Origin of the sequence: Roseovarius sp., assembly GCF_030373445.1 — a bacterium.
Lineage (GTDB): Bacteria > Pseudomonadota > Alphaproteobacteria > Rhodobacterales > Rhodobacteraceae > Roseovarius.
Window position 1 is genome coordinate 139,955 of the sequence record NZ_JAUCYU010000001.1, and the last position, 19,476, is coordinate 159,430.

Here is a 19,476-nt window from a genome sequence, read left to right on the forward strand (position 1 = left end):
CGAATGCCCGCCAAGATCCCCGCAACCGTGGTGACCGGTTTCCTCGGCGCCGGGAAGACCACGCTGATCCGGCACATGCTGGAAAACGCCAACGGCAAACGCATCGCGCTGATCATCAACGAGTTCGGGGACCTGGGCGTCGATGGCGGCATCCTGAAAGGCTGCGGCATCGAGAACTGCGCCGAGGATGACGTGATGGAGCTGTCGAACGGCTGCATCTGCTGCACTGTGGCCGAGGATTTCGTGCCGACGATGCAGAAGCTGCTCGACCGGGCGGATGCGCCCGATCATATCGTGATCGAGACCTCCGGGCTGGCGTTGCCCCAGCCCTTGGTGCGAGCCTTCAATTGGCCCGAGATTTCCACCCGCGTGACGGTGGATGGCGTGGTGACCGTGGTCGACGGCAAGGCCGTGGCCGAGGGGCGGTTCGCCCATGACGTGGCGGCGGTGGATGCGCAGCGGGCGCTGGACGAGAACCTCGACCACGAGACGCCCCTGTCGGAGCTGTTCGAGGACCAGATCGCCTGTGCCGACATGATCGTGGTGAACAAGGCCGACCTGCTGGGCGAGGAGGAGGCCGGCGCGCTGGTGGGCCGCCTGCGCTCGGACAGCCGCGAGGGCGTGCAGGTGGTCAAGGCCACGATGGGCGCGCTGCCGGTCGACGTGCTGCTGGGCCAGGGGATCGGCGCCGAGGCGGATATGGAGGCGCGGCACGAGGTGCACCACCACCATCACCACGACGATGACGAGGACGATCACGACCATCACCACGATCACGACCATGACGAGTTCGAAAGCTTCGTGGTGGCCCGTGACGAGATCGCCGACCCCGCGGCCTTTGCCGAGCAGGTGGCGGGCATCATCCGCCAGCACGACATCCTGCGGCTGAAGGGCTTCGCCGCCGTCACCGGCAAGCCGATGCGCCTGACGCTGCAGGCGGTGGGGCCGCGGATCGACACCTATTTCGACCGGCCCTTCGGCGCCGACGCCCGCGAGACGCGGCTGGTGGTGATCGGGCAGGCCGGGCTCGACCGGGCGGCGATCGAAGCCGCGCTGCAGGCCTGATGCTCATCGTCGAGCGGGCCGATCCGCTGGCGCCGGGGCCGAAAGCGCTGCTGGAGGCGAGCCATGCGTTGATGCGCGAGATGTTCGAGCCCGAGGAGAACTATTTCCTCGACTTCGAGGCGCTGCGCGGCGACGACGTGCGGTTCTTCGCGGCGCGCGAGGGCGGCGAGACGCTGGGCACGGGGGCGCTGGCGCTGAAGGACGGCTATGGCGAGGTGAAGAGCATGTTCACCGCCCCCGAGGCGCGCGGCCGGGGCGTCGCCGCCGCCATCCTGCGCGCGCTGGAGGACGAGGCGCGCGCCCTCGGCCTGCCCCTCCTGCGGCTGGAAACGGGCGACCCGCTGGCCAGCGCCGTGCGGCTTTACGAACGCGCCGGCTTCACCCGCTGTGGCATCTTCGGCGATTACCGCCCGAACGACAGCTCGGTCTACATGCAAAAGCCGCTGGCAGAGGCGTGATCCTCATGCTTCTTCTTGGCAAAAATACTCAAAATCCCCACGCCCGCCACCGGCGGAAAGGCCTGACCTGATGCACCTGCTCGCCGCCACCCCCGGCACGATCGACGATGGCAAGGAACCGGTCGACCTTGGCCAGAGCCCGTCGGACATCGTCTTCATCTCCGCCGCCGATACCGAGCTGGCGAGCCTCAGCGCGGCGCGCGCCGATATGGAGACGCCGCCGGGGTTGCGGCTGGCGAACCTGACGCATCTGCAGCATCCGATGTCGGTGGACCTGCACCTTGATAACTGCGCCACGAAATCGCGGCTGGTGGTGGCCCGGGTGCTGGGCGGCGTGGGCTACTGGAAATACGGGGCCGAGCAGTTTGCCGCGCGCTGTCACGAGGCGGGTGTGCCGCTGGCGCTGTTGCCCGGCGATGACAAGCCGGATGCGGAATTGCGGGAGTTGTCGACGGTGCCGGATGAGGAGTACGACGCGCTCTGGGCCTATCTCGTCGAGGGCGGGCCGGAGAACGCGGTGAATTTCCTCGACTATGCGAAGGCGATGCTGGAAGGCGGGGAGAAACCCGCCACCGCGGCGCCGCTGTTGCGGGCGGGCGTCTACTGGCCGGGCGCGGGCGTGGCCGACCTGGCCGCAGCGCAGGGTGCGTGGACCGAGGGCCAGCCGGTGGTGCCGCTGATCTTCTACCGGGCGCTGGTGCAGGGGGCCGGGCTGAACCCGGTCAACCGGCTGGTGAAGGCGCTTCTGCGGGCCGGGCTGAACCCACTGCCGGTCTTCGTGGCCTCGCTGAAGGACCCGGTGTCGGTGGCAACGCTGGAACATCTCTTCACCGCCGCGCCGCCTTCGGTGATCCTCAACGCCACCTCCTTCGCCGTGGGCTCGCCCCATGCCGGCGACCAGAGCCCCGACAATCCGCTGACCATGGCAGCAGCAAAGCAGGCGCCGGTGATGCAGGTGGTTCTGGCCGGCTCGTCCGAGGAGGCGTGGAAGGACGGGCTCACGGGCCTCTCCGCCCGCGATATCGCGATGAACGTGGCCTTGCCGGAGGTGGATGGCCGCGTGCTTTCCCGCGCCGTCAGCTTCAAGGGCGAGGCGTTCTTCGACGAGGCGACGGAATGCCCGATCGCCACCTACCGGGCGCAGGGTGACCGGATCGATTTCGTGGCTCAACTGGCGGCAAACTGGGCGCGGCTCAGACAAACGCCGGAGGCCGAGCGCAAGGTGGCGCTGGTGCTGGCGAACTACCCCAACAAGGACGGGCGGCTGGCCAATGGCGTGGGGCTCGATACGCCGGCCGGCACGGTACATGTGCTGAAGCTGCTGGAGCCGGCCGGGTACAAGGTGACCGGTGCGCCCGGGGACAGCGATGCGCTGATGCAGGCGGTGATGGCGGGGCCGACCAACTGGCTCACCGACCGGGCCGAGCGTGGCGGCGGGGTCGAGATGAGCCTCGCCGACTACATGATCGATTACGGGCAGTTGCCGTGGGAGCTGCGCGAGGCGATGGAGCGCCGCTGGGGCCCGCCCGAGCAGGACCCGTTCTTCACGCCCGGCGAGGTGGATTGCGGCCGGTTCAGCCTGTCGGTCCTGCAATTCGGCAACGTGGTCGTCGGCGTGCAGCCGGCACGCGGCTACAATATCGATCCGACCGATACCTACCATTCCCCTGACCTCGTGCCGCCGCATAATTACCTGGCCTTCTATTTCTGGCTCAGGCACCAGTTCCGGGCGCAGGCGATCGTGCATATGGGCAAGCATGGCAACCTTGAATGGCTGCCGGGCAAGGCCCTGGCGCTGAGCCAGGAGTGCTGGCCCGAGGCGGTCTTCGGCCCCACGCCGCATGTCTACCCGTTCATCGTCAACGACCCCGGCGAGGGCACGCAGGCCAAGCGGCGGGCGCAGGCGGTGATCATCGACCACCTGACGCCGCCGCTCACGCGGGCCGAGACCTACGGGCCGCTGAAGGATCTCGAGGCGCTGGTCGACGAGTATTACGAGGCGGCGGGCGTCGACCCCCGGCGGATCGACCATCTGCGGCGCGAGATCCTGACGCTGGCCTCGGCCACGGGGCTCGACCGCGATGTGGGCATGGGCGGCGCCGACGAGGAAACCGATCTGGCCAAGCTCGACGCCTATCTCTGCGAGTTGAAGGAGGCGCAGATCCGCGACGGGCTGCACATCTTCGGGCAGTCGCCAGAGGGGCGGCAGGCGCTCGACCTGACAATCGCGCTGACCCGTGTGCCGCGCGGCCAGGGCAAGGGCGGCGATGCCTCGATCATCCGGGCGCTGGCCGATGACCTGAAGCTCGGCTTCGACCCGCTCGATTGCGAGATGGCGGCGGCGTGGGAGGGCCCGAGGCCGGAAGCGCTGGCGCAGGTGTCGGACGATCCGTGGCGCAGCACCGGCGACACGGTGGAGCGGCTGGAACTGCTGGCCGTCGCGATGGTCGAGGGCGCCACCCCGCCCGGCCCCGCGTCGCAGGCGGTGATGGCGGAGATCGGCGGCACGATCCGCCCGACGCTGGCCCGGTGCGGGCCGGAGGAGGGACGCGGGTTGCTCGACGCGCTGGCGGGAAGGTTCGTGCCCCCTGCCCCGTCGGGCGCGCCGACGCGCGGGCGGCTCGACGTGCTGCCCACGGGGCGGAATTTCTTCTCGGTCGACAGCCGGGCGGTGCCGACGCCGACCGCCTGGGCGCTGGGGTGGAAATCGGCCAACCTGCTGATCGAGAAGCATTTGCAAACCCATGGCGACTGGCCGCGCACCATGCTTTTGACGGCCTGGGGCACCGCCAACATGCGCACCGGCGGCGACGATATCGCCCAGGCGATGGCGCTGATGGGGGTGAAACCGAAATGGGACGCGGCGAACCGGCGCGTCACCGGGTTCGAGGTGCTGCCGCAGGGGGTTCTGGGGCGGCCACGGGTCGACGTCACGCTCAGGATCTCGGGTTTCTTCCGCGATGCCTTCCCGCAGCTCATCGCGCTGTTCGACAGCGCCGCACGGGCGGTGCAAGCGATGGACGAGCCGGAGGATCTGAACCCGGCGGCTGCGCGGGCCAAGGCCGAGGGCGCGGGCGCGCGCATCTACGGGGCGAAGCCGGGGGCCTATGGCGCCGGGTTGCAGGCGCTGATCGACGAGAGGCTGTGGTCGGGCAAGGCGGACCTCGCCGAGGCCTATCTCACCTGGGGGAGCTATGCCTATGGCGCCAAGGACGAGGGCACGCCCGACCGGGCCGGGTTCGAGGCGCGGCTGAAGCAGACCGAGGCGATCGTACAGAACCAGGACAACCGCGAGCACGACATCCTCGACTCGGACGATTACTACCAGTTCGAGGGCGGTGCCGCGGCGGCGGTGGCGACCCTGCAAGGCAAGGACCGGCCGATCTACCACAACGACCATTCCCGCCCCGAACGCCCCGTCATCCGCACGCTGGAGGACGAGATCGGGCGCGTGGTGCGGTCCCGCGTGGTGAACCCCAAGTGGATCGACGGCGTCAAGCGCCACGGCTACAAGGGCGCGTTCGAGATCGCGGCGACGGTCGATTACCTCTTCGCCTTCTCGGCCACCACGGGCGCGGTCCGGGATCATCATTTCGACATGGTCGAGGCGGCTTTCCTGGAGGATGATGAGACGCGCGACTTCATCGCCGAGCACAACGCCCCCGCCCTGCGCGAGATGGCCGAGCGGTTGCAGGAAGCCATCGACCGGGGGCTCTGGGTGCCGCGCTCGAACTCGGCGCGGGCGCGGATCGAGGCGGCACGGCGCGGCAAGGCCGTGCCCTGAGGAAGGGAGACGGGAGCGATGACGGTGAAGGGACATTGCCTGTGCGGCGCGGTGCGGTTCGAACTCGACGGCCCGCCCAACTGGGTCGGGCATTGCCATTGCGACAGTTGCCGGCGGGCCACCGGGGCGCCGCTTGTCACCTTCGTGGGCCATCCCGACGGGCAGTGGCGCTGGACGGGGAAAGAGCCTTCGGTCTACGCCTCCTCGCCCGGCACCCGGCGCACCTTCTGCCCCACCTGCGGTGCGTCGGTCACCTATGCCACCGACAACACCCCCGGCGAGACGCATTTCCACGCCACGCTGCTTGACGATCCGGCGTCGGTGCAGCCCACCGAGATCGACCACGCCGACGAGCGCCTGCCCTGGATGCCGGCGGATTACCCCGGCTGCGGGAAGCTCTGATCGACGGGCACGCAGTAGAGGCTGCCGGTGTCGCCGTTTTCATGCAGGTCCATCTCGCAGAAGAGTTCGCCGCTGGGCGGGCGCGGCGGCGGCGGGCCCGACCCGCAATCGAGCCGCGCCTCGACCAGCGCCGCATCGCCCTTGAGGCGCGTCACCTCGCAACCGCTGACCTTCTCGATGGCCAGCACCGCCTTTTCCCCCACCGAGGACAGGCGCGGCGCCCATTCCATGTTGAGGCGGATCGCCTCGGCCCGCCGGCCCTTCACGCGGATGTCGAAGGTGCTGCCGCCCAGGTGCATCCGCACCGGCTCGCCCCCGTAGAAACCGGGGCTGGGCGTGTTGCAGGCGGTAAGCAACAGGAGGAGGAAGAACCAGCGCATGCCCCCGAGCGTGGCCGCGCGATGGTTAAGGGCGGGTTAACGGCCGCTCGGCTCAGCCATAGCTCTTGATCACGGCGACGCGGTTTGCCTTGGCGCTGGTGAACTCCAACACATGGGCAAAGCGCCGCGTCCGCCCGTCGGCCAGCGTCACCTCGCCGCTGGCGGCGCCCGTCCGGCCGTGGGAGATCGCGTGCTCGATCACCATCGCCACCGGGGCCATCAGGCTGTCGAGATGCGCCTGCACGGCCTCGATCCCCTCCAGCGGCTTCAGCGGCTCTGTCCCGGCGCCGTGCCAGACCACCGCGTCGCTGAAGGCCTCCGGCAGCGCCTCGCCCGTCTCGAGCGCGATCGCCACGGTTTGCACGAAGCTGTTCTTCGGCGAATTGCCGCAATCCCGGCTTTCCTCGATCTTTGTCATCTCTGCCCTTTCGCCCGTGGATCGGCGCCCTACCGGCCGTCGAGAAGGCTCACGGTATTGCCCTCGGGATCAGTGAATTCGGAAAAGCGCAGCGTGTCAAAGCCGTCGACCTTCACCGGCGCGGGCACGGCGATCCCGGCCGCGCCGAGCCGCGCGATCTCGGCATCGAGGTCGGCCACGTGCAGCGTCACCGTCGCGCCGCCATACCCGTTGGAGCTGTCGAGCACCTGGAACAGGATATCCCCGGTCAGCGACCATTCATGGCAGGATGGCATCGGCGCACGATCCCACTGGCGGCCGAGGAACCGGGCCCACCAGTCGGTCTGGGCGGCGAAATCTTTGGCGTGGATACTGAGGAAGACGTCGTACAGTCGCATGCTGCGGTCCTCGGGTCACTCCTGCCGACAACCCGCGCAGCTCGGGCCGGGTTCCCGCCGTCTGCAAACGGCAAGGGGCGAGGCCCGATGGCCCCGCCCCGCCCGGGCGTTCCGATACGCTGCTAACCCGTCAGAACGCCTTGGCCACGGTGAACTTGAAATTCCGCCCCGTCGCCCGGCGGCCGGGGCTCATCAGCGGTGTCCGGTAGTTCTGGTCGAAGAGGTTCTCGATCCCCACGCGCAGCTCCGTGCCCTCCCAGACCCCGCGCCCCGGCGCCAGGGTAGCGCGCAGGTTGTGCACGGCGTAGCTCGGCGTATAGCCGAAGCCGTTGGTGACCGACTCGTTCATCTCGGTCTCCCAGCTCAGGTCGAGCGCATCGCCGAACGACTTGCCGACCGTCAGCCGCAGGTTGTTGCCGGCGTTGAGCCCCCAGTCGGAGGTGACGAGAACCGCGTCGGTCTGCTCGGCCTCGGCGAAGGTGGCGTTCAGGTCGGCATAGAGCCCGTTCCGCATCGCGTAGGAGCCCTCGATCTCGATGCCCTGAACATGCACCCCGTCCAGCAGTTGCGAGCCCATCGGCGTGGTCGACACGTAGGAGGTCACGTCCCACAGCTCGGTGTCATAGGCATTCACCTTCAACGCCAGCCTGTCGCCCGCGCGGAACACGTCGCGCCCGTCATAGGCGCCGCCAACCTCGAAGGTGCGCGACTTCTCGGTCATCGACACGCGCACGAGGTTGTCGAGATCGTCGATCGGCGGCAGCACCTCGGTATAGGCGGCACTGCCGAAGACCGAAATGCCGTTGCCGAACGCATAGCGCGCCGACACGCCCCCCATCAGCGCATCGTGGCTGAACCGGCCGTTGTTCGGCGGGGTGTCTCCGTCGATCTTCGAGGTCTCGTAGCGCAGGGCGGGCGTCACCGTCCAGCCGCCGCCGAACGCCATCTCGTCAATCAGGAAGAGCGCCCAGCGGTTGTCCTTCCCGCCCGGCGCCGAGGAGGCGTTGAGCCGCTTGCGATGGATGTACTCCATCCCCGACACGAGCTCATGCGCCACCGGCCCGGTATCGAAACGCGCGCGGTTCTTCAGCGTCACGGTGGTGGTCTCGTACTTGTGGTCGGCATCCAGCAGCCCGGTCAGGAAGGGCGGCGTGCCCGGAACCGGGGTCTGCATGATCTCCTCGTTGGCATAGGAAAACTGCAGCGTCAGGTCGATCAGCTCGTTGCCCGCGGGGTTGTAGCCATAGCGCAGCATCGCCGTCTCGCTGCTGGTCTCCCGGTCGAAGAAGCCGAAGCCGGCGCCCAGCCCGAAGGCGTCGTAGGGCACGTTGTACTGGGTCGAGTCGGTGTTGGTATAGGAGGCCGTCAGCGAATGCGCGTCATCGGCACCGAAGGTCAGCTTGCCCTTGAACATGTAGGACGGGTCGTTGATGTCGCCGCCATCGGGGTTGATCGGGTTGCCGTCGCCATCCTCCTGGATGCCGAGCTGGCGGTTGGTGTAGTTGAGCAGGAATTCCAGCTTCTCGGTCGGCTGCCACGCCAGGATCGAGGAATTCGCGATCCCCTCGCCATTGGTCGAAAACTCCAGCATCTGGCGGAAGGCGAAACCGGGCTCGCCGCCGGTGAAATCCGACGCGTCCTTCGTCTCCAGCAGCACCGCGCCGCCGACCACGCCCGAGCCGTATTCGAACGAGCCCACCGTGCCGCGGATCACCTCGACCTGCTTGTAGAGCGCGGGGTCGGTGAAAAGCTGGTTGCCGATGCGGTACAGCTCCTCGCTGCCGCGCGTCACCCCGTCGACCTGGATCAGCACCTTCTGGTCGGTGCCATAGGTGCCGGTCGCGCCGAAGCCGCGGATGTTGATGCCCGAGCCCTGCGCCCGCGTGCCGTTCACGAGGTTCACGCCGGGCACCGAATCGATCAGCTCGGCCACCGTGCCGGCCTGCCGGTCCTTGATCTCGTCCTGGTCGATCTCGGTCACCGGGGTGGCGGTGTCGGTGCGCACCTCCCGCTTGCTTTCCTGAAGGGTGAGCGTGCCGAGGAAGCCGCCCGGCCCCGCCTGGCTGTCATCCCCGTTCTGCGCCTCTTCCTGTGCCAAGGCCGGCAGGGCCAGAAGCCATGCCACGCACAGCGCCGTCGTGCCCCGAAGGGCCCGCGAAATGTCCCGCGTCATTGTCCGTTTCCTTTCGTCCGCTATCCGGATTGTCTTGCCGAAGTCGCTCACGAAAGGCTGGCGCCCGTGGTATTTTGATTGATGTCCGACCGGTAACTTTGGTCTTGTCTGCCTCTAGTTATTCAGACTAAAAGAGTCAAGTTTTCAGGCGACGCCATCCGGCCCCGCCGCAGCCACGCCGCGCCACCTGTTGCGGCGAAGCCATGACACCCGAAATCGCAGCATCGAGGTCACCATGCCAGAACCCGCAGACCTGACGGCAGAGGACATCCGCGCCGCCCGCAAGGACAACCCAAAAACCCGCGAACGCGACCTCGCCGCCAAGCTCGGTATCACCGAGGCACGGCTTGTCGCCGCCGATTGCGGCGCGGGCGTGACCCGCATCGACGCCCATCCCGACAGCATCATCGGCGCCGCGCTGAAACTGGGCGAGGTCATGGCCCTGACCCGGAACGAGTCCTGCGTGCATGAAAAGGTGGGGGTCTACGACGATTACCACCCCGGCCCGCACGCCGCGATGACCCTGGCCGAGGATATCGACCTGCGGATGTTCCCCAAGCACTGGCAGCACGCCTTCATGGTCGAGAAGCCGGGCGAGAGCGGCCCCCGCCGCAGCCTGCAGGTGTTCGATGCCGCGGGCGACGCGGTGCACAAGATCTTCCTGCGCGACGCCTCGAACCACGACGCCTGGGAGGGGCTGAAGGCCGAGCTGGCGCTGGAGAACCAGTCGCCCGAGCAGCCGGTCGAACCCCGCCAGCCCGCCGAAACCCCGAAATCCGACCCGGCCAAGGCCGAGATCCTGCGCAAGGAATGGGCCCGGCTGACCGACACGCACCAGTTCCTGCGGCTCTGCTCGAAGCTGAAGATGAACCGCCTCGGCGCATACCGTATCGCGGGCGAGCCGCTGGCCCGGCTGGTCGAACCCGGCGCCGTCGACATGGCGCTTCAGAAGCTGGCGACGGACGGCACCGAGGTAATGATCTTCACGGGCAACCGCGGCTGCATCCAGATCCATACCGGCCCGGTGAAGACGCTCAAGGCGATGGGGCCGTGGCAGAACGTGCTCGACCCCGGCTTCAACCTGCACCTGCGCCTCGACCACATCGCCGAGGTCTGGGCGGTCGACAAGCCGACCCAGCGCGGCGCGGCCGTTTCGCTCGAGGCGTTCGACGCCGAAAGCGGGCTGATCCTGCAGATCTTCGGCGTCGGCAAGGAAGGCCGCGACAGCCGCCCGGCCTGGCGCGAGCTGGTCGCCGGCCTGCCCTCTGCCCGGGCCGAGGAGCAGGCCTGATGTTCGCCCCGAGATCCCGCGCCAGCGGCGCCCTGCTCGCCGCGCTTTCCGCCGCCCTGCTGGCCGTCATGGGCGCCATGACCCCGGCCCAGGGCGACGACACCGGCCAGCCCGGCGTCCTGTCCATCGGCGGCTCGGTGACCGAGATCGTCTATGCGCTGGGCGAGGGCGACCGCCTCGTCGCCCGCGACACCACCTCCACCTTCCCGGTCGAGGCCAGGGCCCTGCCCGACGTGGGCTACATGCGCGCGCTGTCGCCCGAGGGGGTGCTGTCGGTCTCGCCCGGGCTGATCCTTTCGGAAGACGGCGCCGGCCCGCCCGAAACGATGGAGGTGCTGAACGCCTCCGGGGTCGAGATCGTCACCATTCCCAGCGTCGAGACCGGCCCCGGCATCGCCGACAAGATCCGCCGCGTGGGCGATGCGCTGGACGTCGCCGACAAGGCCGACGCGCTGGCCGCCAATGTCGAGGCCGAGATCGCCGCCGCCCGGTCGCGGGCCGAGGACCTGGCGGGCGATGCGCCCAAGCGGGTGCTCTTCGTGCTGTCCATGCAGGGCGGGCGCGTGATGGCCTCGGGCACCGGCACCGCGGCGGCCTCGATCATCGAGCTGGCGGGCGGCGTCAACGCCGTGACCGAGTTCGAGGGCTACAAGCCCATGACCGACGAGGCCGTCAGCCGCGCCGAGCCCGACGTGATCCTGATGATGGACCGCGGCGGCGACCATGCCATCGCCAACGAGGTGCTGTTCGGCATGCCCGCCTTCCAGCCCACCCCGGCCGCCGAGACCGGCGCGATCGTGCGGATGGACGGGCTGTTCCTGCTGGGCTTCGGGCCGCGCACCGCGAAGGCCGTCACCGACCTCAGCCAGCACCTCTACGGGTCCTGATCCCCCATGTCGGCCGCGAGCGAGACGCAAGCCGCCGCCGGACCCGCCCGCGCCCGTGATCGGCGCGCGCTGGCCCGGCAGGCGCATGTCTGGCTGGCCCTGCTGCTGCTGGGCTCCTGCGTCGCCAGCCTTGCCATCGGCGCCTCGGGCGCCTCGCTCTGGACGGCGCTGTGGCACATGGCCTCGGGCGAGCCTCTGACCCAGCTCGAGCGGGTCGTGCTGTTCGACATCCGCCTGCCCCGCACCCTGCTGGGCCTGCTGGTGGGCGCGGCACTGGCCGTCTCGGGCACCGTGCTTCAGGGGCTCTTCCGCAACCCGCTGGCCGATCCGGGCATCGTCGGCGTCAGCGCCGGCGCGGGCCTCGGCGCGATCGGTGCTATCGTCCTCGGCGCCTCGCTACCCGCCGCGATCCGGGGGGTCGCGGGCATGTACCTCGTGCCCATCGCCGCCTTCGCCGGAAGCTGGCTCTCGGTCATGCTGCTTTACGGCGTCGCCACCCATCGCGGCCGCACCTCGGTGGCGACCATGCTGCTGGCGGGCCTCGCGCTGACGGCGCTGACCGGGGCGCTGGCGGGCATTCTCGTCTATGCCGCCGACGACCAGCAGCTGCGCGACCTGACATTCTGGCAGATGGGCTCGCTCGCCGGCGCCACGTGGTCTAAGATCGTCACCGCCGGCCCGCTAATCCTTCTGGCCCTGATCGGCGCCAGCACCCTTGGCCGCGCGCTCAACGGGCTGGCCATGGGCGAGGCCACGGCGATGCATCTCGGCATCCACGTGCAGAAGGCCAAGAACCTCGCCGTGCTGGCCGTTGCCGCCGCCACCGGCGCGGCGGTCGCCGTTTCGGGCGGGATCGGCTTCGTCGGCATCGTCGTGCCCCACCTGCTGCGGCTGGCCACCGGGCCGGATCACGGGCCGCTGCTGATCAACGCGGCCCTGCTGGGCGGCGCGCTGCTGATCTGGGCCGATGTCGCGGCCCGCGTCATCATCGCGCCCGCCGAACTGCCCATCGGCATCGTCACCGCCGTGCTTGGCGCGCCCGTCTTCCTGTGGATTCTCCTGCGCCGCCGCGGGGTGCTCGACCTGTGACGCTGCACGCCACCGATATCCGCCACGCCATCGGCCGCAAGATCATCCTCGACGGCATCGACCTCACCGCGCAGGCCGGCGCCGTGACCGCCATCGTCGGGCCCAACGGCTCGGGCAAGACCACCCTGCTGCGCATCCTCACGGGCGAGGAGCGGGCCTCTGGCACCGTCACCCTCAACGGCACGCCGGTCAGCACGGCCAACGCCCCACGTCTTGCCACGATGCGCGGTGTACTGCCCCAAGCCTCGCGCATCGCCTTTCCCTTCAAGGTGACGGAGGTGGTGCGCATCGGCCTGCACTCCGGCCCCCACGGGCGGCAGGACGCGCTGGCCGACCGCGCGCTCGAGGCGGTGGGGCTCGACGGCTTCGCCGACCGCTTCTACCAGGAACTTTCAGGCGGCGAGCAGCAGCGGGTGCAACTGGCCCGCGTGCTGGCGCAGGTCTGGCAGCCGGTGCTGAACGGCGCGCCCTGCTGGCTGTTCCTCGACGAGCCGGTTGCCAGCCTCGATATCGGCCACCAGCTCGGCATCATGCAGCTTGCGCGCGACTATGCCCTTCGCGGCGGCGGCGTGATCGCGGTGATGCACGACCTGAACCTGACGGCCATGTTCGCCGACCTGATCGCGGTGATGAAGGCCGGGCGCATCATCGCCCACGGCCCGCCCGAAACGGTGATGACCGACGCGGTGCTGTCCGACGCCTATGGCTGTCCGCTGCGCACCAGCACGCCGCCGCCCCGGGGCATGCGCTACGTCCTGCCCCAATCGGCCGGGCGGGCGCTCTGATGCAGAAAATTTCTGATTAATTTCCTTACGAAATCAATACCTTACATTTTTTTCCGAAAGAAGTTCATTTCACAGGAACCTTTTTCATATTCGGCGCGTTGTATTTTCGACGTCGGAATGGAGAAAACGTTTCGACAGGATGTCTGCCCATCATCCCCAAATCCCAGGCAGACATTCAGCACCCTTCCTGTCCCTCGGGTGCCTGCCCCCGCCTTTATTTAAGGCGGGGGCCGCTTGTTTCCGGGGGGGGGGTCCTCGCCGGGCGTGCTGTCCCGGCCCGCCACCCTCAGATCAGCGGCCGCCGTTTCACGTCCGAATCCGGGTCCCGATGCGCCAGGCCGGCCAGCGCCTCGTAATCCCGGATCTCCATGTCGCCGTTCTTCCAGTTCAGGATCCCCCGGTCGCGCAGCCCCTTCAGCGTCTTGTTGGTGTGCACCACCGACAGGCCCAGCGCGTCGGCCAGGTCCTTCTGCGTGTAGGGCAGCTTCATCCACGGCCCGCTCGACATGCCCAGTGCCACCGCCCGGTCATAAAGCCGCAACAGCCCCGTCGCCAGCCGCTGCTCGGCCGGCATGCGCCCTACCACGGCCAGCTGCTCGCCCAGGAAATGCTCCTCCAGCGCGGCGATCCATGTCAGGTCATAGGCCCGCTCCGGATGATCCTGGAACAGCCGCCACAGCGACCGGCGGTCGAAGACGCAGAGCTTCATCGAGGTGGTCGATTCGACCGAGTGCTGCATCTGGTCCATCACGCCCGCCTGAAGCCCGATGAAATCGCCGGGCATGACAAAGCTGATCACCTGCCGCTCGCCATCCTCGAGCGTCTTGTAACGCAGGCCCATACCGTCGAGCACGGTGAACAATTGCGGGCTGTTCGAGCCTTCCAGCATAAGGGTCGTGCCCGGGTCGACGTTCAGTTCCCCGGTCTTGAATTCCTGCATGAAATCAAGCTCGGCCTCGGTCATAGGCAGGAAGATGGGTCGCTTGCGCAACCAGCAGTTTCGGCAATCCGTAACCATCGGCGAATTTTCCCCTTTTCCTATGTCATAGTTTAATGCACCCAAAAATTTAAACGGTATTTTATCCTTATGTTTGGAGACGACCTCATGAATGAACGGCCCGATGATTCCCGGTGCTCAGCGCCGGATCAGTCGGCCCCCGTCTACCTTGTGCTTGAGCGCAATTCCCTGATTGCAGAGGATATTGCCGGCTCGCTCAGGGCAGCTGGCCCGTGCGAAATCATCCGCATCGCATCGACGGAAGAGATGTCCACCCGCCTTGCCGCGCACGAGAACATCTCGGCGGCGTTCCTTGAAATGAACTATGCCCAGGTGGTCGAGACCGGGCTGGCGGAGACGCTCAGAACCTGCGGCACGCAGATCGTCCTCACCGCCGGCGAGGACGATGAGGAGCGCGTGCGCAGCCTTGGCTGGAACATGCTGATCCGGCCCTTCACGGACGAGATGATCCGCCACGCCATCCGCCCGCGCAAAACCGGCGACTGAGACCGCTTAACTGAGACCGCTTACGGGTCGGGGTTCGGGTTCCGCGGCGCCCGTGCCGCGCGCCCGGCCTGCATTCCCATGGCGAACCCCTCGATGATCCCCACGATGGTCGAGGTATGGCCCGTCGCGCCCGCCGGCGCGACCGTGGCGGCAGCCGCCCTGCGCACGGGAACCCGCGAGCGGCTCAGCAGGAAGCAGATGCCGGCCAGCAGCACGAACAGGCCCCCGATCGCAGCGTTGGCAATGATCGCGCCGTGTTCGGCCTCGATCACAAGCCATAGGGCCGCGCCAAGAAATCCGCTTCCGACCAGAACGAGAATCATGCCCACGAGATTGAACGCGAAAGCGCGCGCCGCAGCGCGCGCCTGAATTTCGATCGTGGCGGGAATTCCAAACATCCCTTACCTCCGGCTCGTCAGCATTCCCAGCATGAAGCCCACACCCACGGCCACGGCCATCGACGTCGCCGGCTGCGCCCGCACCGTGTCGGCCGCGTACTGACCGGCCCGCTCGGCCTGGTCGCGCGCGGCGTTGAACTGTGCCTCGCCCGCGTCATAGGCCTCGTGCGCCTTGCGCCGCGCCCCGTTGATGGCGGCGTTCTTGGAGTTGACGCCAAGCTCGCCCAGCGTCTTGGTCAGCGCTGAGACATCCTTTTTCAGGGTCGCGATCTGCGCAGAGAGATCGTCGAGTTCGCTCTTGGGAGTGTCAGTCGTGTCAGCCCGTGCCATGTCGGCCTCCTTTTCCCGTGAATTGCGTGGTCCATTCCCCGCGTCAACGCGTGAGCGCGCCACAGGTTCCTGCCATTCCGAAGGGTGCGTCAATTTGGAACAACATACTGCCCCGGCGGAAATTTTTTTGGGAACCAATCGCCCGGCACGACGGTTGACCAGCCATCAACTGCAAGACGAACCAAGGTAACCAATTCAAAGGAGTTTTTCCGATGCTGTACTGGGCACTTGTATTTTTCGTCGTCGCAATCGTCGCCGCCGTCTTCGGCTTCGGCGGGATCGCATCCGCGTCGGCAGGGATCGCGCAGATCCTGTTCTTCGTGTTACTCGTGCTGTTCCTCGGCGCCCTCATCATGCGCGCCGTCCGCAGCTGACGGACCGGAACGAAAAAGACCTGCGCGCCGCATCCGGCGCGCAGGCCCCCAATCACGTCAGACGGCCCTTCCCTCAGGCCTGAAGCGTTTCCGTACTCGAGAAGAACATCGCCTGGCTCACGGCAGACTGAACCTGGTCTTCCGAATATGGCTTGGTGATCAGAAAAGCAGGTTCCGGCCGTTCGCCCGTCAGCAGGCGTTCGGGGAAGGCGGTGATGAACACCACGGGCACCTCGTCCATCTGCCCGAGGATATCGTTGACCGCGTCGATCCCCGAGGATTTGTCGGCAAGCTGGATATCGGCCAGGATCATGTCCGGCGGCGTCTGCTTGGCCAGCTTCACGGCCTGGTCGCGTGTCCGGGCGATGCCGGTCACCTCGTGGCCCATGCTTTCGACGATCGAGGAGATGTCCATCGCGATGATCGCCTCGTCCTCGATGACCATGATCCGCCCGCGCACCGCGTCAGACATCTCGCGGCGGGCGATCGACAGAAGCTCGGCCGCCTCGTCGGGGCTGACGTCGATGATGTCTGCGATCTGCTCGGTGCGGAACCCTTCGAGGCTTTGCAGAAGCAGCGCCTCGCGCGTGTTGCGGGTCAGGCCCGAAAGGCGCCACTGCGCCCGGCTCTCGGCGGAATCGAGGTTGCCGCCCTCGTCCACGGGGGCGCCGGAGGAGACCCAGATGTCGTGAAATGCCCGGAACAGCGCTGTCTTCGGCGCCCGGTCGTCGGTAAAGACTTCCTGATTCTCAAGCAGCGCCTCAAGCGTGGCGGCGGCGTAGTTGTCTCCGGTATTCTGACTGCCTGTCAGCGCCCTCGCGTATCGCCGGAGATACGGCAATTCCTGCGCAATGCGCGTTGTTACATCAGGATTGCTGTCCATCATCGATATTTCCCTCGGGTGTCCTCTAAAAAATGTGGTCGTTGCATGGAACCAAACGCATATCTTTAGGTTATGTTCCAGATCAGGTGCAAAAAAGCGCCTGAGGGCTTGTGCGGAAAATCGGGTACTATGGCGAAGACTAGCAGGATCGACAAAGTGGATCAGCAGATAGACGATAACTTGCGGCGTGTATACACGGAAGCGTTCGAGGAACCTGTTCCCGAACGCTTTACGAAGCTGCTCGACCAGCTTCGTGCCAAAGAGCAAGAGAGCAGTTCTACGCGGAATCGGGACACCAGAACCAAGACCGAGGATGACGCGTGACAACTCACAAAGACCCGAGGGAAGAGCTGATCGAGCATCTTCCCGCCATGCGTGCGTTCGCTTTCAGCCTGTCGCACAATGCATCGTCCGCCGACGACCTCGTACAGGACGCGGTCGTCAAGGCCTGGGATAACTTCGACAAGTTCCAGACCGGCACCAATCTCAGGGCGTGGCTTTTCACGATCCTGCGCAACACCTACTACTCCCAGCACCGCAAGCGCCGCCGCGAGGTCGAAGACCCCGAGGGCATCATGGCCGCGTCGATGTCGCAGAAGCCCGACCATGACGGCCGCCTTGCCATGACCGATTTCCGCGAGGCTTTCGCACAGCTCACCGCGGAACAGCGCGAGGTTTTGGTTCTTGTGGGCGCAGAGGGGTTTTCCTACGAGGAAGCTGCTGATATGTGCAACTGCGCGGTCGGCACCATCAAGAGCCGGGCGAACCGGGCGCGCAAGCGTCTGGCGGAATTGATGCACCTCGACGATGACAGTGAACTCGAAATGACGGATTCAGCAACATTGGCGGTGGTCAACGGAAAGCCATCCGTATGAGTGAGAAGCCGGCGGCGCGGCACCGGGGCTTGAAGCCGGGCCTCGCCTTCCGGCTTGCCATCGTTCTCAGCCTCGCCATGCTGCCGCTCGGCCTGATCTCCGTCTTCCAGACCCTCAAGGTGCTGGAAGAACGCCGCACCCTTTCCGAAACCGCCCTTCTCGAACAGACCCAGCAGGCCGTCTCCGAAACCCGCGAGGTGATCCGCTCGGCGGTCAGCTCGGCCCGCACGCTGGCCGTCGCGGTTGAGGCATTCTCCTCCACCGGCCAGAGCTGTGACCTGATCATGTCGCAGGTGGTCGACCGCTCCGACCTCTACAGCTTCGCCGGGTTCATCGATTCCGACATGCAGCTCGTCTGCGCCTCGAACGGCGAACGCCAGGACCTGGCCGATCTCGACATCATCCGCTCCGACCTCGAGAACCACGAGCCGGGCATGATCGTCCAGCCGCTCGAGTTCATCGGCCCGGGCTCGGCCGTGATCGTCACCGTGCCGGTGACCGACGCCAACGAACATCGCGGCACCGCCTGGATCGCCATCCCCCTGGGCAAGATCAACGGCGTGCTGGCCGCCGCCACCTCGGATGTCGATCTCGTCGTCTTCCAGCATGACGGCGACATCATCGCCACCGGCGATTTCGCCGACGACCGCCGCTCGGTCCTGCCCGCCGACAAGTCGCTGCCCGACCTGGTCGACGAGGGCCGCCAGACCTTTCGCGGCCTCAACCGCCAGGGCAGCCCGCGCCACTTCGCCGTCGTCCCGATCGTCGAAGGCAGCGTCTTCGCGCTCGGAAGCTGGCGCCCCCGCAGCCAGAGCTCCTTCCTGCCCGGCTACGAAGAGGCGATCTCGCTCTACGTGCCGCTGCTGATGTGGGTCATCGCCATCGCCGTGGCGTATATCGGCGTGCACCGCCTTGCCATTCGCCACGTCTGGCGCCTCAGATCGTGGATGCGGCTCTTCGCCGCCGGCCGCACCGATCTCGACACCGCCCGGCTCGACAACGCGCCCGAGGAATTCGAGGTGCTGGCCGACGCCTTCCGCGCCATGACCCGCCGGATCTCCGACCAGGAACGCCGCCGCGACGAGGACCTGAAGGAAAAGACTGTCCTGCTGCGCGAGATTCACCACCGGGTAAAGAACAACCTGCAACTGATCTCCTCGATCATGAACATGCAGATCCGCAATACCGAAAGCCCCGAGGCCCGCCACCTCCTCCGCCGGGTGCAGGACCGGGTGATGGCCCTTTCGGCCATCCACCGCTACCTCTACCTGGCCCGCAAATTGTCCAAGGTGCGCGCCGACTCGCTGCTCGAGGACATCATCCGCCAGCTCGTCACCATCGGCGCGCTCGACGAGATGGACCACCGCATCGACATCTCCACCAGCTTCGACCCGGTCGAGATCAACCCCGACCAGTCGGTGCCCCTGTCGCTTCTGGCGACCGAGGCGGCGATCAACGCGGTCAAGCATTGCGGCGTCGAGCGCGGCGCGCCCTGCTGGATCAACATCGCGTTGAAACAGACCGGCACCGACACGCTCTGCCTCAGCATCGTCAACTCCCGCTCCACCGACGAGGGGACCGAGGCCGACACCCGCGACACCGACGGCTCCGGCCTCGGCTCGCGGCTGATCCAGTCCTTCGTCTCGCAGCTCGACGGCACGCTCGACACCCATGTCACCGCCGACCGCTACGAGCTGCACGTCACCTTCCCGCTGTCCTGGCCGGAAGCCGAGGAAGACGACGCCCTTCCGGCGAAATGATGACGTTAATGATGACCTGCCGGGAACCAGCGTAAGGTTTCGGACGTTCCTGATTCAGAACAACAACACGGAGGTATATCATGAGACGGAAGCACTTCTCGATGATTTCCCTGTTCGCCCTCATTGCCGTGGCAGCCTGGGACTTCATGAAACGGATCAGCGAAAACATGGACGACGCACAACCGGTGCCCGCCGTCGCCAAGGTCAAGACCTGACACTGCCCGCGCGGTGCGAAGGTACCCG

General features: G+C 67.1%; 22 protein-coding genes. 14 read left to right on the forward strand and 8 right to left on the reverse strand.

The window, feature by feature from the left end:
- The first annotated feature begins 3 nt into the window (after positions 1–3).
- From cobW to QUV18_RS00700, 4 genes are all read left to right on the forward strand, one after another.
- Positions 4–1,065: a cobalamin biosynthesis protein CobW gene (cobW, locus tag QUV18_RS00685; protein WP_300891316.1), complete on the forward strand. Its 1,062-nt coding sequence runs from the start codon at positions 4–6 to the stop codon at positions 1,063–1,065.
- Positions 1,065–1,523, forward strand: coding sequence for a GNAT family N-acetyltransferase (locus QUV18_RS00690; RefSeq protein WP_300891317.1), 459 nt, complete (start codon positions 1,065–1,067; stop codon positions 1,521–1,523). Before cobW ends, QUV18_RS00690 begins: the two co-directional genes overlap by 1 nt.
- A 70-nt stretch (positions 1,524–1,593) precedes the next feature.
- Complete coding sequence (gene cobN / locus QUV18_RS00695; protein WP_300891318.1) at positions 1,594–5,307, forward strand: cobaltochelatase subunit CobN; 3,714 nt, start codon at positions 1,594–1,596, stop codon at positions 5,305–5,307.
- Positions 5,308–5,325: 18 nt separating this feature from the next.
- Positions 5,326–5,709, forward strand: coding sequence for a GFA family protein (locus QUV18_RS00700; protein WP_300891319.1), 384 nt, complete (start codon positions 5,326–5,328; stop codon positions 5,707–5,709).
- On the opposite strand, the gene QUV18_RS00705 is transcribed toward QUV18_RS00700, so the two are convergent.
- The 4 genes from QUV18_RS00705 to QUV18_RS00720 all read right to left on the reverse strand — a co-directional run bounded on the left by QUV18_RS00705 (position 5,685) and on the right by QUV18_RS00720 (position 9,057).
- A complete protein-coding gene (locus QUV18_RS00705) occupies positions 5,685–6,089 on the reverse strand; it encodes a hypothetical protein (protein ID WP_300891320.1) in 405 nt (134 codons plus the stop codon). The two genes, QUV18_RS00700 and QUV18_RS00705, sit on opposite strands and share 25 nt — an antisense overlap.
- Before the next feature lie 52 nt (positions 6,090–6,141).
- Positions 6,142–6,507 carry a nuclear transport factor 2 family protein gene (locus tag QUV18_RS00710; RefSeq protein ID WP_300891321.1) on the reverse strand — a complete coding sequence of 122 codons (366 nt, stop codon included), beginning with the start codon at positions 6,505–6,507 and terminating at the stop codon, positions 6,142–6,144.
- A 29-nt stretch (positions 6,508–6,536) separates the two neighbouring features.
- The gene (locus tag QUV18_RS00715; protein ID WP_300891322.1) at positions 6,537–6,884 is read right to left on the reverse strand and encodes a VOC family protein; all 348 of its coding nucleotides are present in this window, start codon (positions 6,882–6,884) and stop codon (positions 6,537–6,539) included.
- 130 nt (positions 6,885–7,014) lie between these two features.
- Positions 7,015–9,057: a TonB-dependent receptor gene (locus tag QUV18_RS00720; protein ID WP_300891323.1), complete on the reverse strand. Its 2,043-nt coding sequence runs from the start codon at positions 9,055–9,057 to the stop codon at positions 7,015–7,017.
- Positions 9,058–9,292: 235 nt separating this feature from the next.
- Here QUV18_RS00720 and QUV18_RS00725 point away from each other — a divergent pair, with 235 nt between their 5' ends.
- From QUV18_RS00725 to QUV18_RS00740, 4 genes are all read left to right on the forward strand, one after another.
- Positions 9,293–10,348, forward strand: a complete 1,056-nt coding sequence (locus QUV18_RS00725) for a ChuX/HutX family heme-like substrate-binding protein (protein WP_300891324.1) — start codon at positions 9,293–9,295, stop codon at positions 10,346–10,348.
- 68 nt (positions 10,349–10,416) lie between these two features.
- On the forward strand, positions 10,417–11,235 hold the full coding sequence (locus tag QUV18_RS00730) for an ABC transporter substrate-binding protein (RefSeq protein WP_300892030.1): 819 nt from the start codon (positions 10,417–10,419) through the stop codon (positions 11,233–11,235).
- 6 nt (positions 11,236–11,241) lie between these two features.
- Complete coding sequence (locus QUV18_RS00735) at positions 11,242–12,324, forward strand: iron ABC transporter permease (RefSeq protein WP_300891325.1); 1,083 nt, start codon at positions 11,242–11,244, stop codon at positions 12,322–12,324.
- Positions 12,321–13,109, forward strand: a complete 789-nt coding sequence (locus tag QUV18_RS00740) for a heme ABC transporter ATP-binding protein (RefSeq protein ID WP_300891326.1) — start codon at positions 12,321–12,323, stop codon at positions 13,107–13,109. The genes QUV18_RS00735 and QUV18_RS00740 overlap by 4 nt, the downstream gene beginning before the upstream one ends.
- Positions 13,110–13,395: 286 nt before the next feature.
- Here the strand turns inward: QUV18_RS00740 and QUV18_RS00745 are convergent, their stop codons facing one another.
- On the reverse strand, positions 13,396–14,127 hold the full coding sequence (locus QUV18_RS00745; RefSeq protein ID WP_300891327.1) for a Crp/Fnr family transcriptional regulator: 732 nt from the start codon (positions 14,125–14,127) through the stop codon (positions 13,396–13,398).
- An 87-nt stretch (positions 14,128–14,214) separates the two neighbouring features.
- On the opposite strand from QUV18_RS00745, the gene QUV18_RS00750 reads away from it, so the two are divergent.
- Positions 14,215–14,613, forward strand: coding sequence for a hypothetical protein (locus QUV18_RS00750; protein WP_300891328.1), 399 nt, complete (start codon positions 14,215–14,217; stop codon positions 14,611–14,613).
- A 20-nt stretch (positions 14,614–14,633) separates the two neighbouring features.
- Here QUV18_RS00750 and QUV18_RS00755 read toward each other — a convergent pair whose 3' ends face one another.
- Together QUV18_RS00755 and QUV18_RS00760 are read right to left on the reverse strand one after the other, a co-directional pair.
- Positions 14,634–15,011 (reverse strand): hypothetical protein, encoded by a 378-nt coding sequence (locus QUV18_RS00755; RefSeq protein ID WP_300891329.1) that lies wholly within the window; start codon positions 15,009–15,011, stop codon positions 14,634–14,636.
- 3 nt (positions 15,012–15,014) lie between these two features.
- On the reverse strand, positions 15,015–15,341 hold the full coding sequence (locus QUV18_RS00760; protein WP_300891330.1) for a hypothetical protein: 327 nt from the start codon (positions 15,339–15,341) through the stop codon (positions 15,015–15,017).
- A 212-nt stretch (positions 15,342–15,553) separates the two neighbouring features.
- Here QUV18_RS00760 and QUV18_RS00765 point away from each other — a divergent pair, with 212 nt between their 5' ends.
- Complete coding sequence (locus tag QUV18_RS00765; protein WP_300891331.1) at positions 15,554–15,715, forward strand: DUF1328 domain-containing protein; 162 nt, start codon at positions 15,554–15,556, stop codon at positions 15,713–15,715.
- Positions 15,716–15,788: 73 nt separating this feature from the next.
- Here QUV18_RS00765 and QUV18_RS00770 read toward each other — a convergent pair whose 3' ends face one another.
- Positions 15,789–16,601, reverse strand: coding sequence for a response regulator (locus tag QUV18_RS00770; RefSeq protein ID WP_300891332.1), 813 nt, complete (start codon positions 16,599–16,601; stop codon positions 15,789–15,791).
- A 126-nt stretch (positions 16,602–16,727) separates the two neighbouring features.
- On the opposite strand from QUV18_RS00770, the gene QUV18_RS00775 reads away from it, so the two are divergent.
- The 4 genes from QUV18_RS00775 (at position 16,728) to QUV18_RS00790 (ending at position 19,448) form a co-directional block, all read left to right on the forward strand.
- Positions 16,728–16,922 carry a NepR family anti-sigma factor gene (locus tag QUV18_RS00775; protein ID WP_300891333.1) on the forward strand — a complete coding sequence of 65 codons (195 nt, stop codon included), beginning with the start codon at positions 16,728–16,730 and terminating at the stop codon, positions 16,920–16,922.
- Positions 16,919–17,473 carry an RNA polymerase sigma factor gene (locus tag QUV18_RS00780; protein WP_300891334.1) on the forward strand — a complete coding sequence of 185 codons (555 nt, stop codon included), beginning with the start codon at positions 16,919–16,921 and terminating at the stop codon, positions 17,471–17,473. The genes QUV18_RS00775 and QUV18_RS00780 overlap by 4 nt, the downstream gene beginning before the upstream one ends.
- Positions 17,470–19,233, forward strand: a complete 1,764-nt coding sequence (locus QUV18_RS00785) for a sensor histidine kinase (RefSeq protein WP_300891335.1) — start codon at positions 17,470–17,472, stop codon at positions 19,231–19,233. Before QUV18_RS00780 ends, QUV18_RS00785 begins: the two co-directional genes overlap by 4 nt.
- A gap of 80 nt (positions 19,234–19,313) precedes the next feature.
- Positions 19,314–19,448, forward strand: a complete 135-nt coding sequence (locus QUV18_RS00790) for a hypothetical protein (protein WP_300891336.1) — start codon at positions 19,314–19,316, stop codon at positions 19,446–19,448.
- The last annotated feature ends 28 nt before the right edge of the window (positions 19,449–19,476 follow it).

Excerpts from the sequence above, each read along its gene's own strand:
- QUV18_RS00720 (WP_300891323.1), bottom strand. The coding sequence starts at position 9,057 with ATGACGCGGGACATTTCGCGGGCCCTTCGGGGCACGACGGCGCTGTGC.
- QUV18_RS00775 (WP_300891333.1), top strand. The coding sequence starts at position 16,728 with ATGGCGAAGACTAGCAGGATCGACAAAGTGGATCAGCAGATAGACGAT.
- QUV18_RS00715 (WP_300891322.1), bottom strand. The coding sequence starts at position 6,884 with ATGCGACTGTACGACGTCTTCCTCAGTATCCACGCCAAAGATTTCGCC.
- QUV18_RS00710 (WP_300891321.1), bottom strand. The coding sequence starts at position 6,507 with ATGACAAAGATCGAGGAAAGCCGGGATTGCGGCAATTCGCCGAAGAAC.
- cobN (WP_300891318.1), top strand. The coding sequence starts at position 1,594 with ATGCACCTGCTCGCCGCCACCCCCGGCACGATCGACGATGGCAAGGAA.
- QUV18_RS00690 (WP_300891317.1), top strand. The coding sequence starts at position 1,065 with ATGCTCATCGTCGAGCGGGCCGATCCGCTGGCGCCGGGGCCGAAAGCG.
- QUV18_RS00760 (WP_300891330.1), bottom strand. The coding sequence starts at position 15,341 with ATGGCACGGGCTGACACGACTGACACTCCCAAGAGCGAACTCGACGAT.
- QUV18_RS00755 (WP_300891329.1), bottom strand. The coding sequence starts at position 15,011 with ATGTTTGGAATTCCCGCCACGATCGAAATTCAGGCGCGCGCTGCGGCG.
- QUV18_RS00700 (WP_300891319.1), top strand. The coding sequence starts at position 5,326 with ATGACGGTGAAGGGACATTGCCTGTGCGGCGCGGTGCGGTTCGAACTC.
- QUV18_RS00750 (WP_300891328.1), top strand. The coding sequence starts at position 14,215 with ATGAATGAACGGCCCGATGATTCCCGGTGCTCAGCGCCGGATCAGTCG.
- QUV18_RS00785 (WP_300891335.1), top strand. The coding sequence starts at position 17,470 with ATGAGTGAGAAGCCGGCGGCGCGGCACCGGGGCTTGAAGCCGGGCCTC.
- QUV18_RS00745 (WP_300891327.1), bottom strand. The coding sequence starts at position 14,127 with ATGGTTACGGATTGCCGAAACTGCTGGTTGCGCAAGCGACCCATCTTC.
- QUV18_RS00730 (WP_300892030.1), top strand. The coding sequence starts at position 10,417 with ATGGGCGCCATGACCCCGGCCCAGGGCGACGACACCGGCCAGCCCGGC.
- QUV18_RS00770 (WP_300891332.1), bottom strand. The coding sequence starts at position 16,601 with ATGATGGACAGCAATCCTGATGTAACAACGCGCATTGCGCAGGAATTG.
- cobW (WP_300891316.1), top strand. The coding sequence starts at position 4 with ATGCCCGCCAAGATCCCCGCAACCGTGGTGACCGGTTTCCTCGGCGCC.
- QUV18_RS00765 (WP_300891331.1), top strand. The coding sequence starts at position 15,554 with ATGCTGTACTGGGCACTTGTATTTTTCGTCGTCGCAATCGTCGCCGCC.
- QUV18_RS00735 (WP_300891325.1), top strand. The coding sequence starts at position 11,242 with ATGTCGGCCGCGAGCGAGACGCAAGCCGCCGCCGGACCCGCCCGCGCC.
- QUV18_RS00790 (WP_300891336.1), top strand. The coding sequence starts at position 19,314 with ATGAGACGGAAGCACTTCTCGATGATTTCCCTGTTCGCCCTCATTGCC.
- QUV18_RS00705 (WP_300891320.1), bottom strand. The coding sequence starts at position 6,089 with ATGCGCTGGTTCTTCCTCCTCCTGTTGCTTACCGCCTGCAACACGCCC.
- QUV18_RS00725 (WP_300891324.1), top strand. The coding sequence starts at position 9,293 with ATGCCAGAACCCGCAGACCTGACGGCAGAGGACATCCGCGCCGCCCGC.